General features: G+C 62.8%; 13 protein-coding genes. 10 read left to right on the top strand and 3 right to left on the bottom strand.

The genetic code is table 11. The features are described 5' to 3' along the window. Positions 1 to 18: 18 nt before the first annotated feature. The gene (locus J6524_RS01675) at positions 19 to 1434 is read right to left on the bottom strand and encodes a PQQ-dependent sugar dehydrogenase (RefSeq protein ID WP_225668509.1); all 1416 of its coding nucleotides are present in this window, start codon (positions 1432 to 1434) and stop codon (positions 19 to 21) included. A 416-nt stretch (positions 1435 to 1850) separates the two neighbouring features. Beyond that, positions 1851 to 3038, bottom strand: coding sequence for a pyridoxal phosphate-dependent aminotransferase (locus J6524_RS01670; protein ID WP_225668508.1), 1188 nt, complete (start codon positions 3036 to 3038; stop codon positions 1851 to 1853). A gap of 225 nt (positions 3039 to 3263) precedes the next feature. Here J6524_RS01670 and J6524_RS01665 point away from each other — a divergent pair, with 225 nt between their 5' ends. The 9 genes from J6524_RS01665 (at position 3264) to J6524_RS01620 (ending at position 12802) form a co-directional block, all read left to right on the top strand. After that, positions 3264 to 4667: a M48 family metalloprotease gene (locus J6524_RS01665; RefSeq protein WP_225668507.1), complete on the top strand. Its 1404-nt coding sequence runs from the start codon at positions 3264 to 3266 to the stop codon at positions 4665 to 4667. 155 nt (positions 4668 to 4822) lie between these two features. Then, positions 4823 to 5590, top strand: a complete 768-nt coding sequence (locus tag J6524_RS01660; RefSeq protein ID WP_225668506.1) for a DsbA family protein — start codon at positions 4823 to 4825, stop codon at positions 5588 to 5590. Positions 5591 to 5916: 326 nt separating this feature from the next. Beyond that, positions 5917 to 6744, top strand: coding sequence for a DUF1236 domain-containing protein (locus J6524_RS37040; protein ID WP_249789248.1), 828 nt, complete (start codon positions 5917 to 5919; stop codon positions 6742 to 6744). Positions 6745 to 7118: 374 nt separating this feature from the next. Then, positions 7119 to 7598, top strand: a complete 480-nt coding sequence (gene aroQ / locus J6524_RS01645; RefSeq protein WP_225668504.1) for a type II 3-dehydroquinate dehydratase — start codon at positions 7119 to 7121, stop codon at positions 7596 to 7598. A gap of 74 nt (positions 7599 to 7672) precedes the next feature. Next, positions 7673 to 8173, top strand: coding sequence for an acetyl-CoA carboxylase biotin carboxyl carrier protein (accB, locus tag J6524_RS01640; protein WP_225668503.1), 501 nt, complete (start codon positions 7673 to 7675; stop codon positions 8171 to 8173). Between the two features lie 82 nt (positions 8174 to 8255). Continuing rightward, entirely contained in the window at positions 8256 to 9614 is a 1359-nt protein-coding gene (accC, locus tag J6524_RS01635; RefSeq protein WP_225668502.1) for an acetyl-CoA carboxylase biotin carboxylase subunit, read from the top strand. A gap of 130 nt (positions 9615 to 9744) precedes the next feature. Further along, the gene (locus J6524_RS01630) at positions 9745 to 11274 is read left to right on the top strand and encodes a sensor histidine kinase (protein ID WP_225668501.1); all 1530 of its coding nucleotides are present in this window, start codon (positions 9745 to 9747) and stop codon (positions 11272 to 11274) included. Then, positions 11271 to 11711: a response regulator gene (locus J6524_RS01625; protein ID WP_225668500.1), complete on the top strand. Its 441-nt coding sequence runs from the start codon at positions 11271 to 11273 to the stop codon at positions 11709 to 11711. Before J6524_RS01630 ends, J6524_RS01625 begins: the two co-directional genes overlap by 4 nt. Further along, the gene (locus J6524_RS01620; RefSeq protein WP_225668499.1) at positions 11708 to 12802 is read left to right on the top strand and encodes a sensor histidine kinase; all 1095 of its coding nucleotides are present in this window, start codon (positions 11708 to 11710) and stop codon (positions 12800 to 12802) included. Before J6524_RS01625 ends, J6524_RS01620 begins: the two co-directional genes overlap by 4 nt. On the opposite strand, the gene J6524_RS01615 is transcribed toward J6524_RS01620, so the two are convergent. Further along, positions 12799 to 13590, bottom strand: coding sequence for an IclR family transcriptional regulator (locus J6524_RS01615; protein ID WP_225668498.1), 792 nt, complete (start codon positions 13588 to 13590; stop codon positions 12799 to 12801). The genes J6524_RS01620 and J6524_RS01615 overlap by 4 nt on opposite strands. Before the next feature lie 171 nt (positions 13591 to 13761). Here J6524_RS01615 and J6524_RS01610 point away from each other — a divergent pair, with 171 nt between their 5' ends. Next, positions 13762 to 14739, top strand: coding sequence for a Bug family tripartite tricarboxylate transporter substrate binding protein (locus J6524_RS01610; RefSeq protein WP_225668497.1), 978 nt, complete (start codon positions 13762 to 13764; stop codon positions 14737 to 14739). The last annotated feature ends 10 nt before the right edge of the window (positions 14740 to 14749 follow it).

Raw genomic sequence — 14749 nt, 5'->3', positions numbered from 1 at the left:
AAGCTACCGTATTTAAAGCTACCGTGGCGCCTCAGTATTGCCATTGGTTTTGCCCGTCCGGCTCTGAGACCCTGTGTAAGCGATGCGCCAGATCGTGCCGCCGGTATCGTCGGCAACGAGCAACGAACCGTCCTTGGCAATCGCAAGCCCAGCAGGTCGGCCCCAGATCTCCGCCCGATGCATGCCGGAGACCCAGAAGCCGACGGCGAAATTCTGGTACCACCCTTGCGGACGGCCATCCTTGAACGGCACGAACACGACCTTGTAACCGGTCGGCTCGGATCGATTCCATGACCCTTTGAGCGCAACAAAGGCGCCGCCGCGGAATTCGGGCGGAAACTGTTCGCCATCATAAAACACCAGATCCATCGCCGAGGAATGCGCTTCGAACAGCAGGTCGGGCTTGACTGAAGCCTTGACCTTGTCTGGTTTCAACTTGGCGAAACCCGGCTGCGGGTGCTGACCGATATATGCGTAAGGCCAGCCGTAGAAGGCGCCCTTCTCGACACGCGTCAGATAATCGGGCGGAAGCCGGTCGCCGAGACCGTCGCGCTCCTGAACCACCGCATACAGATCGCCCGTTCCAGGTTCGAAGGCGAGCGCCGTCGGATTGCGCAGTCCCGAAGCGAACGTGGCTTGGTTCTCGCCATTGGGATCGAAGCGCTGGATCGTCGCCTTGACCGCCGGTTCAACACCGATGTTTCCGGACGAGCCCACGCCGACGAACAGTCCGCCAGTCTTCGGGTCGATCGCGAGGTGTCGGTTCGTATGGCCTTGAACGATACCGAACACGCCCTTTTTGGTGATCATTTCCTCGCCAACCACGGCGGGCGAGGGTTTTCGCTGATCCGGCGGCACATCAGCAGCCTTCGTCTGCTCACCACCGCGGCCCGCACGCAATGCGCCAAGCCGGTGCGGTACCTTCCAGATCCCGTCCTGATCGGCGACCAGGACGTGATCGTCCCGCCAAGCGAGTCCGTAAGGTTGGTTTAATCCCTCCGCGTGGCGCTGAATCCAGTCGGCCTTGCCGTCCCCGTCCTCATCGCGCAGCAATGTGAGATAGCCCGCCTTCTGTTCGGCCACGAGCACGTCGCCGTTCGGCAGCACAAGTAGACGCCTCGGATGCTCAAGGCCGGTCATGAAGGCGGTCGTGGTGAAGCCTTCAGGGACGCGGGGAGTTTGCCCCTCATGGGGAATCACCAGGGAGCGGCTGCTGACGATCGGGCCGGTCTTCGGGGGCGGCAGGTCCTCCGCCTTGACCGTGAACCGTCGTCCAAGTTCCTGATCGGGCAGCAGCGCCGGGTCCGTCGGCTTTTCTGCCGTGGACTGAGCGGCGGGCGCGCTTTTACGCTGAGCCCAGGCTGGTGCAAGCGCGAAGCCAATCGCAACGAGAACTACTGTGAGGGTCACGAGGCGGGAAGAAGGGATTTTCATTGCGAGCCTCCCATCGAAGCCGAGTCAGGCGCACGAATTTAAGATACTTGAGTGCAGCGCTGCCTTCAGGCCGATCAGTCTGTCCTTCGTCTTTGCCGGCGCCCTATGGTCGCGGCACAGCCAAGTGTCTTTCCAATAAAATTGCGACGCGAAATGGATTCCTTTCGAGTGATCGCTCACGGCTGTCCTCCAGGGTTGTGGAGGGACCATTCGCGGTGTCCCACGCAATCAAAACAATTTACCGAGGAACGCGTTGTTCCAAGAATTGCGGACTTTTCCTTTGCACCGAGATCACGCGGATCGCAGCCTAACCCCAGGTGGCGCTAAGCAATGCGGTCGATCTCGTGACAACTCGACACGACGAGCTTGCGGCCGACGTCAAATTCGCGTCAATCCCACGTAGCTCCGGTCCAGCACTAGCCGAGCCAACGCGCGATGCGCGTCACCGCTTCACGCATCTCGTCGGCCGAGCGCGCGTAGGAGAAACGGACAAAGCTGCGGCCGTGGATCGGATCAAAATCGACGCCCGGCGTCGCCGCCACATGCGCCCTCTCCAACATGCGCCCGGCAAATTCAAAGCTGTCGGATGTGAAATCCGAAACATCGGCATAGAGGTAGAAGGCGCCATCTGCGGGGAGGAACTTGGTGAGGCCGGCCTTCGGCAGCCCTTCGATCAGGACGCGGCGGTTCTCCTGATAGCCCCGCTTGATCGCCTCCATCTCCTCGCGGCCCTCGAAGGCCGCTTCGGCGGCGATCTGCGACAGCGTCGGCACTGAGATCGACAGGTTCTGCTGCAACCGCTCGATCGGCCGTACCAAGGGCTCCGGCACCACCATCCAACCGACCCGCCAGCCGGTCATGCAGAAATATTTCGAGAACGAGTTGATCACGAGCGCATGCGGCGAAAGCTCCGCCGCCGTCACCGCCGGAAACGCGTAGTCGAGGCCGTGATAGATCTCGTCGGAGATGAAGCGAATGTCCGCGGCGTCCGCCGCATTGAGCAGGCCGGTGAGCGCCTCGCGCGACATCATCGTTCCCGTGGGATTGGCGGGGCTGCCGACCAGCACGCCCTTCAGCGGCGCCTTGCGATGCGCCGCCAGCAGGGCCTCCCCGGTCAGCGCATGACGCGTCGTGCTCGATGTCTCGATCAGCACCGGCTCGCAGCCGAGCGCGGTCAGGATATGCCGGTACGGTGGATATCCCGGCACCGTGACCGCGACCCGATCACCCGGCTCGAACATCGACAGAAAAGCCAGAATGAATCCGCCGGACGAGCCGGTCGTGATCACGATACGGTCGGCATCGACCGTACAGCCGTAAGTATCGCGGTAGTGCCTGGCGATCCGAGCCCGCAGCGAAGGCATGCCGAGCGCGGAGGTGTAGTCGATCCGCGCCTCATCGAGCGCTCTGTGCGCGGCCGCGATCGCGCAGCTTGGTGCAGGCGCTGCCGGCTGTCCCACTTCCATGTGAATCACATGCCCCCCGGCCGCCTCGATACGAGCGGCAGCCGCCATCACATCCATCACCATGAAGGGCGGAACATCGCTGCGTGCCGAGGGGGTCAGCAGCGCATTGGCGCGATCTCTAAGTGTCGATTCCAACATCGATATCTGCTAATTGCACGGGCGCCACCCGAATCCAGGTTCCGGTTACCGCCCCAGACTGGCCGTATTCCGTGGCTTGTTATAGCGTTTTCGAGCGAAGTGATACCGGCTCGGGTGAAGAAAAGACGTTGAAACAACAGACTGGGACCCGTTTCTGATCTAAATCAGAGACCGAACAGCTTCCGGGCAGGGCCGGAGGCGCCGCCAAATCGCCAAAAACCGCTCATGCTCCGTATCATCTTCCGCAAGAAATCACTGAAGCTGACCGCGCTAACCACGGCCCTCGTGCTTGCCGTCACGCCGATTGCGGCCGCGGCGCAGGAGAACAGGGGTCCGCCAGTACTCCGCGACGCCGAGACGGAGCAACTGCTGCGCGAGTATACGCGGCCAATCCTGCGCGCGGCCGGTCTGGAAAAACAGAACATCCAGATGGTGATCATCAACCAAGGCGTCTTTAACGCCTTCGTTGCCGACGGCCGGCGCATCTTCGTGAACTACGGCGCGATCCTGCAGTCGGAGACGCCGAACCAGATCATCGGCGTGATGGCGCATGAAACCGGCCACCTCGCCGGCGGCCACCTCGCCAAGATGCGCGAGCAGATGGCGCAGGCCCAGACGCAGATGATCATCGCGATGCTGCTCGGCGCCGGCGCGATGGTTGCGGGCTCGCAGGCCGGCGGCGCCAGCAGCGGGTTGACCAATGCCGGCGCGGCGATGTTCTCCGCGCAGGGAGAAGTGATCCGCCGCAACCTGCTCTCCTACGTTCGCCAGCAGGAGGAAAACGCCGACAAGGCCGGCGTGAAATTTCTGACCGCTACCGGCCAGTCCGCCAAGGGCATGTACGAGACCTTCAAGCGCTTCACTGATGAGAGCCTGTTCGCCGCGCGCGGCACGGACCCCTACGTTCAGTCGCACCCGATGCCGTCTCAGCGCGTCGCGGCGCTGGAAGAGCTCGCGCGCTCGAGCCCCTATTGGGACAAGAAGGACGACCCTGCCCTGCAGCTGCGCCATGACATGGTGCGCGCCAAGATCTCGGCGTTCATGGAGCGGCAGGATACCGTGTACCGGCGCTATCCGATGTCCAACAACAGCCTGCCTTCGCGCTATGCCCATGCGATCGCGACCTATCGGCACGGCGATCTGCGCAGCGCGCTTGCCCAGATCGACGCCTTGATCCAGCAGCAGCCCAACAATCCCTATTTCCACGAGGTGCGCGGCCAGGCGCTGCTTGAGGGTGGCAAGCCGCAGGAGGCGATTGCGCCGCTGCGCAAGGCAGTAGCGCTTTCCAACAACTCGCCGCTGATCGAGATGATGCTCGGGCAGGCCCTCGTGGCAACCGGCAACAACGCCTACACCGACGAGGCCATCGCGATCCTACGCGCAGCGGTCGCCCGCGAGAGCGAAGCGCCGATCGGCTACACCCAGCTCGCGATAGCCTATGGACGCAAGGGCGATTACGCGCAGGCCGACCTGGCGTCGGCCCAGGCTGCCTACCTACGCGGCGACAGCAAGACCGCGCGCGATCTCGCTTCGCGTGCGAAAACGCGCTTCGCGATCGGGACGCCGGGATGGGTCAAAGCTGACGACATTGTGAGCGCCAAGCCGCTGCCGGGTCAGAAGAGCAACTAGAATTAACCCGCGTTCGGCTATAATCGGACCGGGGCGCCAAAAGGCTTAGAGTACCAGCGCTTGGCGCCCCAGCACTTGGCTACACCGAACAGATATTCTCCAGGAGCCGGCCTTCAGCAGGAATGCCCGGGAACCCGCCGCATAAGGATTTACTGATGCCCTCGTTCCGTCTTCTCGCCCCCGCATTGTTCGCTCTGGCGCTGTGCGGCGCGCCGCAGGCCGCTCCCGCGCAGAGCTTTAATGACAAGCAGCGCGGCGACATCGAGGCCATCGTCCGCAATTACCTGATCGCGCATCCCGAAGTGCTCGAAGAAGCGATGGCCGAGCTGAGCAAGCGCCAGGCCGCTGCGGAAGCCGCCAAGCACGAAGCCGGCGTCGCCGCCAACGCAGAAGCGATCTTCAATTCGCCGCGCAACGTCACGCTCGGCAACAAGGACGGCGACGTCACCTTCGTCGAGTTCTTCGATTACAATTGCGGCTACTGCAAGCGCGCGATGGTGGACATGATGGAGCTGATGAAGAGCGATCCGAAGCTCAAGGTCGTGCTCAAGGAATTTCCGGTCTTGAGCGCGGGCTCGGTCGAAGCCGCCCAGGTCGGCGTCGCCGTGCGCATGCAGGATCCGACCGGCAAAAAGTATCTCGACTTCCACCAGAAGCTGCTCACCGGCCGCGGCGCCGCTGACAAGGCGCGCGCGATGGCGGCTGCCAAGGAAGCCGGGCTCGACATGGCGAAGTTGGAGAAGGATCTCTCGAGTGCCGAAGTGCGCAACACGCTCGAGGAGAATTTCAAGCTCGCCGAAGCGATGGGCATGAACGGCACGCCGAGCTATGTGATCGGCAAGCAGGTCGTGATTGGTGCGGTCGGCGTCGAAGCACTTCGCGAAAAGATCAACAATGCCCGCTGCGGCAAGGCGACCTGCTGAGACGAACCGGCCCCATTCGCGTGGCAAAACAAAATCCGGCTGCGGCGCAGCCGGATTTTTTGTTTGGCGAAGAACATTTGCGGCTTCGATTTCGGTGGCGGCAACGGTCAGCTCGATCTCGCGACGATGGAATTTGACTGGGCCAGCGGCTGAGAAATCACCCGCGGTTCGAGCCGAGCGAACACGTAGCAAACCCTGTCATCGGTCAGGCCGACGTTCATTCTGCATTCAGAAAACAAACTCGTCGGAACCCGGGATAAACCGGAACATCGCGTAATTCCTTTCGTTGTTCGCGCGGGCAATGCAGAGACGTGAGGAGACATTCGATGAGTAATCGCTTTTTGATTACGGCCGCTGCAGCGGCCTTGATCGCCGGAACCGGCTTTGCGAATGCGCAGGGCACCGGCACGGGGCGTGATCCGGGGTCAGCCGGTTCCACGGCGCAGCAGAGTGCGCCCTCGGAGCGCGGCGGCGGCGGCGCAATGCAGCGTGATAGCGGGCAGCGCGATAGCGGCACGACTGGCATGAAGGGTGCCGAATCCGACCAGAAGTCGATGGGCACTGAAAAGAGCCAGCGCTCCGAAGACCGCATGAAGGGCGGCAAGGACATGAAGGCCGAGGGTAAGGAAGACCGCGGCGGCATGAAGGCCGAACAGAAGTCCGATAAGGGCCAGACCACCGGCCAGGGCACGATGCAACGTGATCAGAGCACAACGCAGCGTGACCAGCCCCAGCGTGACCAGACGCAGCGTGACCAGACCCAGCGTGACCAGACCACGACCCAGGGCCGCGATCAGCCCGGCCGTGACCAGAAGGCTCAGGGTCAGCAGGACCGCATGCAGACCCAGACTCAGGGCGGAGCCGCGGGCCAGACGACCACAGGTCAGGCTGGCGCAGCCGCCAAGCTCTCGACCGAGCAGCGCACCCAGATCACGACCGCGATCAAGGAGACACGCGTTCAGCCAGTGACGAATGTGAACTTTTCGGTTTCGGTCGGCACCAAGGTACCGCGCGACGTGACCTTCCACACGCTGCCGGAGCGCGTTGTGACGATCTATCCGGAATGGCGCAGGTATAAGTACATCCTCGTCAGGGAGCAGATCGTCATCGTTGATCCGAACACCTACGAGATCGTGGCGATTCTGGAAGCCTAACGACGGCCTTTCGCAAGCAGAAGGGCGGGCAGAAATGCCCGCCCTTTTCGCTGATCAAGGCATGACCGGTAGCGGCCGCTTGGATTGGCGAACCTGATTGATGCGTGATAGGACCGCACGACCATGAGCAGCATTGCGTGGTCGCTTTCGACCTGCGTAGCCGGTCTGGGACCAATGGCCGTTGGATAATCGGCCAGGCGACGGCCCGAGAGCTTTCGGCGACCTTGGTGAATTAGTAAAATCAGCGGGTTCTATCCGCCTTTTTATGAACAGGATGAGGCCCTTGAAAGGGCTTGGAGCGGCCTAAAGGCTTCCCCTTGGCCGCGTTGTTACCTATAACGCCGCGACCCGCCCGCCCTCTTGCTGGAATCCGGATGGCCCAAGGAAATACCACAGGCTCTGCTGCGACGATCTATGTGCTCAACGGCCCTAACCTCAACATGCTGGGGATCCGAGAGCCCGAGACCTACGGCCATGCAACGCTCGCCGATGTCGAAAAACTGTGCGTGGAAACGGCGGCGCAGTTCGGCCTGAAGGCCGACTGCCGCCAATCCAACCGCGAAGGCGAGCTGATCGATTTCATCCATGAGGCGCACGCCAAGAAGGCAGCCGGCATCATCATCAACGCCGGCGGCTATTCACATACCTCGATCGCGCTGCACGACGCGCTGGTCGCGGTGAAGATTCCGACGGTCGAAGTGCATATCAGCAACATCCATGCCCGCGAGAGCTTCCGTCACCATTCCTTCACGGCGATGGCCGCCTTCGCATCGCTCTGCGGCTTCGGCATCGATGGCTACCGCCTTGCCATCAACGGCCTTGCCGCCAAGCTCGGCATCAAGGCGAAGGACTGAATTCAAACACTCGACCTCAACACCTGACGTCGAACGACAGCCGTCACCCACATCGAGAATTCCGGATCAAGACCATGGCCCGCCAGCCCGACAACAATAAGTCAGCGGACAAGACAGCCGCTAATCTGAAGAGCGACGACAGCGCGCTCATTCGCGAACTTGCGCTCCTATTGGATGAGACCAGCCTGACCGAAATCGAGATCGAGCGCGCCGGCCTGCGGCTGCGGGTTGCGCGCAACATCAGCGTGGCGGCGGCGATGCCCGCGAGCTTCCAGGCGGCAGCCGTCGCGGCGCCGGCCGCCTCTGCCGCACCGGCGGCAGTGGCTGATCTCGCCAAGCATCCGGGCGTGGTGCCCTCCCCGATGGTCGGCACCGCCTATTGGGCGCCCGAACCCGGCGCCAAGCCGTTCATCGAGGTCGGCGCCAAGGTATCGGCCGGCCAGACCTTGCTGATCATCGAAGCGATGAAGACGATGAACCAGATCCCCTCGCCGCGCGCGGGCACGGTGACGCAAATACTCGTCGAGGACGGCCAGCCGGTCGAATTCGGCGAGCCGTTGGTGATAATTGAATGAGCGAATGGTGAGTGGCGAATAGCGAATAGGGATTGGTCCCCCGTTCGCTATTCGCCATTCGCTACTCGCCCCCTGAGGCCGCATGTTCGATAAAATCCTCATAGCCAATCGCGGCGAGATCGCACTCCGCGTACTGCGCGCGTGCAAGGAGCTCGGCATCAACACCGTCGCGGTTCATTCCACCGCCGATGCCGACGCCATGCATGTGCGGCTCGCCGACGAGAGCGTCTGCATCGGGCCGCCACCGTCCAAGGACTCCTATCTCAACGTCCCCGCGCTACTCGCGGCCTGCGAGATCACCGGCGCGGACGCCGTGCATCCCGGCTACGGCTTTCTCTCGGAGAACGCCCGCTTCGCGGAAATCCTCGCCGACCACAATCTGCATTTCATCGGTCCGAAAGCCGAGCACATCCGCCTGATGGGCGACAAAATCGAAGCCAAGAAGACCGCCAAGCGGCTCGGCATTCCCGTCGTGCCCGGCTCCGAAGGCGCGGTCTCTTCCGATGACGACGCCATGGCGATCGCCAAGGCAATCGGCTTTCCCGTACTGGTCAAGGCCGCCGCCGGCGGCGGCGGACGCGGCATGAAGGTCGCACACACCGCCGATGACTTGAAGCTGGCGCTGTCGACCGCATCGAATGAAGCGAAGTCGGCGTTCGGCGACGCTTCCGTCTATCTCGAAAAATACCTGCAGAAGCCGCGCCACATCGAGATTCAGATTCTCGGTGATGGCCGCGGCGGCGCGATCCACCTCGGCGAGCGCGACTGCTCGCTGCAGCGCCGCCACCAGAAGGTCTGGGAAGAAGGCCCCTCGCCCGTGCTCGCCGCCGCTGCCCGCGCCAAGATCGGCGAGACCTGCGCCAAGGCGATGCGGGACATGAAGTATCTCGGCGTCGGCACCATCGAATTCCTCTACGAGGATGGCGAGTTCTATTTCATCGAGATGAACACGCGCATCCAGGTCGAACATCCCGTCACCGAGAGCATCACCGACATCGACCTCGTACTGGAGCAGATCCGCATTGCCGCCGGCGGCGACCTGCCCGCGAAGCAGGACGAGATCGCCATCATCGGACATGCCATCGAATGCCGCGTCAATGCGGAAAACCCGCAGACCTTCCGTCCCTCGCCGGGCAAGATCACGCAATTCCACCCACCCGGCGGGCTTGGCGTACGGATCGATTCCGCGGTCTATCAGGGCTATGTCATTCCGCCTTATTACGACTCACTGGTCGGCAAGCTGATCGTGCACGGCAAGACCCGCGCCGAATGCCTGATGCGGCTGCGCCGCGCGCTGGACGAGATGGTGGTCGACGGCATCGAGACCACCCTGCCACTGTTCCGGGCGTTGGTCCGGGAGACCGATATCATCAACGGCGATTATCACATCCACTGGCTGGAGCAGTACCTCTCGGGCCAGCCGGTCGACGCCAAGACCTGAGAAGTCAAAACCTGAGCGGACGGCCTCCCGAAATATTCAGGGGGTGATGGAACCCGGGGTTCCATCGCACGTTAGGACGTATTGGGGGTGCGAGGGCGCTTGTTCCGCTTGCTCATGAGACGAGATTACCGTGACCGCTGATGCCCAGCGCAAGCGCGCCGTGGGCCATATTCTACTGCTCGTGGCCGGACTGCTGGTGCTGACCGCCATCAGCGCCGGTTCGGTCCATCTCGTGAACAAGGCGCGCGAGGACGCGCGCTCGGTCCTCCGCACGCTCGAAGTTGAAAACCAGATATCGCTCATCCAGCTCCAGTTGCGGCGTGCTGAAAGCGCGCAGCGTGGTTATCTCGCGACATTGCGGCCGGATTTTCAGAGTGATTTCGAGCAGGCCACGTCCGAGCTGGGGCCTGCGCTGACGCGATTGAGCCATCTCATCAGCGACAATCCGGTTCAACGCAAACTCATCAACGAGATGATGCCGCTCTACGAACAGCGGCTCGAGGAATTCCGCACCACCATCGAACTGGCCCGGTCGCAGCGCCTGAACGACGCCGCCAAGCTGGTGCGCGAGGGTATCGGGCGCGACACCATGAAACACATCGACGATCTCGCGGTGCGGATGCGGACGGAGGAAGACCGTCTGTTCGTCGAGCGCACGACCAACGCCGATCGCAGCCAGACGCTGGCGGCGTCCATCACCGGCATCGGCTCGGGATTGGTGGTGGTGCTGGCCGGCATCGCGATCTTCCTGGTGCGGCGTTCGTCGCGCGCGCGCGACCTGGCCGACGCCAAGCTGCGTGACAGTCATCTCACTCTCGAGGCCACCATCGACGAGCGCACCGCAGACCTGCGCGAAGCCAATGACGAGATCCAGCGCTTCGCCTACATCGTCAGCCATGACCTGCGCTCGCCGCTGGTGAACATCATGGGCTTCACCAGCGAGCTGGAGGAATTGCGCGGTGACATCTTCAAGCGGATCGCATCGCTCTCCCGCGCCCAGTCCGCCGCGCCGGCCGCGCCGGAAAACGCCACCGATACCGCAGAGCCCGAGCTCGAAGGCTCCGACAAACAGCTATCGGAGGACTTCGCCGAGGCGCTCGGGTTCATCAAATCGTCGATCGGCAAGATGGACCGGTTGATATCGGCGATCCTCAACCTCACCCGCGAAGGGCGGCGCGAATTCGAGCCGGTCTGGATCAACACCAAGGAGCTGATCGAAGCCATCGTGACGACCGTGGCGCATCAGGCCGCCGAAGCCCAGGCCGAGATCCGGATCGACACGCTGCCGAATATCGTCAGCGATCGCCTTGCGCTAGAGCAGATATTCTCCAATCTGATCGACAATGCGCTGAAGTACCTGAAGACTGGTGTCCCAGGCGAAATCACCGTGCGCGGCCGTACCAAACTCGGCTTTGCGATCTTCGAGATATCGGACAATGGACGCGGCATCGATCCAAAGGACCATCAGCGCATTTTCGAACTGTTCCGCCGTGCAGGAACCCAGGACAAGCCGGGACAAGGCATCGGCCTTGCCCACGTCCGCGCCTTGGTGCGACGCTTGGGAGGAACCATGTCGGTCGCGTCGGAACTTAACCAGGGCAGCACGTTCACAATCACGCTGCCTATAAATTGGTCTGCCAATCGGAACACGCGAACATGAGTAATCCAGTCACCATCATCATGATCGAGGACGATGACGGTCATGCCCGCCTGATCGAGCGGAATATACGCCGATCCGGTGTCAACAATGAGATAATCCCGTTCACCAGCGGTACAGCCGCGCTGAGCTACCTGTTCGGCAACGACGGGACAGGCCTGGATCATAAGGGCAGCGCGCTCCTGATCCTGCTCGATCTTAACTTGCCCGATACGTCCGGCATCGACATTCTAAAGCGGGTCAAGGAAAACAAGTATCTCAAGACCACGCCGGTCGTGGTCCTGACCACCACCGACGATTCGCAGGAGATCAAGCGCTGCTACGAACTCGGTTGCAATGTCTACATTACCAAGCCCGTGAACTACGAAAGTTTCGCTAACGCCATTCGCCAGCTCGGTCTGTTTTTCTCGGTCATTCAGGTCCCACCGGCCGCCACATGAAACCCGCGACGCCGACACTGTTGTACATCGACGACGACGCGGGCCTCGCCCGGCTGGTCGATCGCGGCCTGACGCGGGCAGGCTTCAAGGTCGTGCATGCGGCGAGCGGCGAGGAAGGGCTGGCGCGGCTTGCAGAGGGCGGCATCGACGTGATCGCGCTCGACCAGTACATGCCGGGGCTCGACGGCCTCGAGACGCTGGAGCAGATCATGGCGATCGCCGACGCCCCGCCGGTGGTGTTCGTCACCGCCGCGCAGGATTCGGCGATTGCCGTCACGGCGCTGAAGGCCGGCGCCGCCGACTACCTGGTCAAGGACGTCAGGGGCGATTTCATTCCGCTGCTCCAGGTCGCGATCGATGGCGCGCTGCGGCAGGCCGCGCTTCAGCGCGCCCGTGACGAGGCCGAAGCGGAGGTCCACGCCTCGCGCGACCGCTATGCGGCGCTCGCCGCCGAACGCGAAGTGCTGCTGCGCGAGGTCAACCACCGCGTCGGCAACTCCTTACAGATCATCGCTTCGCTGCTGCATTTGCAGGCCAATTCGGCAACCCAGGACGACGTCAAGGCGGCGCTGACCAATGCGATGGGCCGCGTCGCCGCGGTCGCGCAGGTGCATCGCCGCCTCTACACTTCGCACGACCTCAAAAGCGTGCTGCTGAACCAATATCTCGAGGCCCTGCTCGAAGATCTGCGCCGTTCGGCCGAAGGCAACAAGATGTCGCGGCTGACGCTGGACGCGGAGCCGATCGAGATCGATCCGGATCGCGCGGTGGCAATCGGCATCATCGTCAACGAGCTGGTGATGAACGCCGTCAAATACGCCTATCCCGACGGCGCCGGTCCCATCCACGTCGAGCTCAAGGCCGAGGGCGAAGACATCGTGGTCGCGATTGCGGACAATGGCGTCGGCCTCAACGGCAAATCCGACCCGCGCTCCACCGGCATGGGACAGCGCATCGTCAGCGCAATGGCCGCCAAGCTCGACGCCACGGCCGAACGCGATCCCAACCATGACGGCACACGGATCGTGCTGCGCTTTCGCCGCGCCCTCCCGGCAGCGGCGGCAAAACCCGCCAGCGCTGCGGCGAGCTAAGCCGGCGTCGCCGCTTCGATCGCCCGCGCGGCGGCAATGAGAACATCAGCCACTTCGATCGCACGACGCGGGTTCATTCTATTCCTGATAGCCGACAGCGTAATCGCAGCCGCTGGCTGGCCGTCGGGCGTCCTGATCCAGGCCGATAGCGACTTCGTGCCCTGCACGAGCCCGACGTCGCGCAGATTGTAGCCTCTCCGACGCGCGAGCTGGATCTGGCCGAGCACCGTTGCCGCGTCGGTCCGATAGGGACCAAATCGCGCTTCATTGGCGAGCACGATCTTGCGCGCCTCGGCAGCAGGCATGGCGGCGAGGATCGCAACGCCAGCGCTGCTGACGCCCAGTGGACGGCGCACACCGACCTCGATCGATAGAACCTGGATCGGATAGCTGCCGATGCGACGCGCCACGCAGAGTGTATCAAGACCGGTGCGTACGGTCAGAAACAGGGTGTCTCCGAGTTGCGCCGACACCGCAGCCAGATGAGGTTCAGCCGCAATCATCAGCGGCGAACGCGACGGACGCGCCAGCGCCAACTCAGGCACCTGGCGGCCAACGATGTAATTGCCGGTCCGTTCGCTGCGCTCGACGATCCCCTCCTCGATCAGCACATGCACGATGCGATGCACCGTCGGGCGCGTAAGTGACGTCGCCTGCACGATATCAGCCAGAGGCACGCCTCTTTCGCCGCCAACCGCGAGCGTACGCAATACCGCCAGCGCCCTCCGGATCGCCTGCCCGCCCTGCAGCGGCTCGCGCCTGTGCGCCCTCAACCGACCGTTTGTCATATGTCTTGCCCGGTGTCCACAATGTGGACAAAAACACCACAATTTGGTCGACAGCGGAAGGGGCGAGCGCAAAATCCACGATGCGAAACAATAGATGCGCGTGGCTGCTGGGACGGGGCTCGCGCAAAAGCAAAAATCGGCGGCCGATGTGCCGCTCTCCGGGAGAATGCGATGAAATTTTTCGCGATCGCTGGCGTCGCTGTATCGGCACTTTTCGGTGTAGCATTGAGCACGCCCGCTGATGCCCAGCAGTGGCCGGCGCGGCAGGTACGCCTGATCGTTCCATATCCCGCCGGCGGCAATGTCGATAGCGCCGCGCGCGTCATCGCTGACCGGCTTCAGGCCAAGCTCGGCCAGCCCTTCATCGTGGAAAACAAGGCCGGTGCCGGTGGTCTGATCGCCGGCGAGGCATTCGCGAAAATGCCGCCCGACGGCTACGCCTTGTTCGTCGGCGCCAACGGGCCGGTGCTGTTCGCGCCCGAAATCGCCAAACGCGATGCCTACAACTGGAGGCGGGATTTCGTTCCGATCACCTCGCTCACGATGACCCCGCTGGTGCTCGAAGTGCATCCATCGTTACAGGCCAGGGATCTCAAAGAGTTCCTCGATCTCGCCCGCCGCGATCCCGGCAAGCTGACGATGGCCTCGCCCGGCCAAGGCACCACCAACCACCTGCTCAGCGAATTGATGCAGTCGACGCTCGGCGTGCAATGGCTGACGGTGCATTACCGCGGCAACGCACCTGCGCTCAACGACCTGATCGGCGGACAGGTGCAGTTCGCCCTCGACCAGATCTCCGTCGGCTTGCCCTCGATCAAGAGCGGCATGCTGCGCGCGCTCGCCGTCACCGGCAGTCGCCGCGCCTCCTGGCTGCCTGATGTCCCGACCTTCACCGAGCTCGGCTACAAGGAATTTGACGGCCAGACTTTTACGGGCCTGTTCGCGCCCGCGCGCACGCCGCCCGAGATCGTGACCAAGCTTCACGATACGCTGGCGAAAATCCTGAAAGATCCGGCGATCGTCGAGAAGTTCAATGCGCTCGGCGCCGAGGCCGTATCGATGACGCCGGCGGAGTTCACGAGCTACCTGGAGCGCGAGGACGCCAAGTGGATTCCAGTCGTTCGCAAGGCGAACATCAAGGCTGACTGAAGCGCATCCC

The sequence above is a fragment of the Bradyrhizobium hereditatis genome (assembly GCF_020329435.1).
Lineage (GTDB): Bacteria > Pseudomonadota > Alphaproteobacteria > Rhizobiales > Xanthobacteraceae > Bradyrhizobium > Bradyrhizobium hereditatis.
This window is presented reverse-complemented; position numbering and strand designations above follow the sequence as displayed.

Bases quoted from the DNA above. Each gene is read 5' to 3' on its own strand.
- J6524_RS01675 (WP_225668509.1), bottom strand. From the start codon at position 1,434: ATGAAAATCCCTTCTTCCCGCCTCGTGACCCTCACAGTAGTTCTCGTT.
- J6524_RS01670 (WP_225668508.1), bottom strand. From the start codon at position 3,038: ATGTTGGAATCGACACTTAGAGATCGCGCCAATGCGCTGCTGACCCCC.
- J6524_RS01665 (WP_225668507.1), top strand. From the start codon at position 3,264: ATGCTCCGTATCATCTTCCGCAAGAAATCACTGAAGCTGACCGCGCTA.
- J6524_RS01660 (WP_225668506.1), top strand. From the start codon at position 4,823: ATGCCCTCGTTCCGTCTTCTCGCCCCCGCATTGTTCGCTCTGGCGCTG.
- J6524_RS37040 (WP_249789248.1), top strand. From the start codon at position 5,917: ATGAGTAATCGCTTTTTGATTACGGCCGCTGCAGCGGCCTTGATCGCC.
- aroQ (WP_225668504.1), top strand. From the start codon at position 7,119: ATGGCCCAAGGAAATACCACAGGCTCTGCTGCGACGATCTATGTGCTC.
- accB (WP_225668503.1), top strand. From the start codon at position 7,673: ATGGCCCGCCAGCCCGACAACAATAAGTCAGCGGACAAGACAGCCGCT.
- accC (WP_225668502.1), top strand. From the start codon at position 8,256: ATGTTCGATAAAATCCTCATAGCCAATCGCGGCGAGATCGCACTCCGC.
- J6524_RS01625 (WP_225668500.1), top strand. From the start codon at position 11,271: ATGAGTAATCCAGTCACCATCATCATGATCGAGGACGATGACGGTCAT.
- J6524_RS01620 (WP_225668499.1), top strand. From the start codon at position 11,708: ATGAAACCCGCGACGCCGACACTGTTGTACATCGACGACGACGCGGGC.
- J6524_RS01615 (WP_225668498.1), bottom strand. From the start codon at position 13,590: ATGACAAACGGTCGGTTGAGGGCGCACAGGCGCGAGCCGCTGCAGGGC.
- J6524_RS01610 (WP_225668497.1), top strand. From the start codon at position 13,762: ATGAAATTTTTCGCGATCGCTGGCGTCGCTGTATCGGCACTTTTCGGT.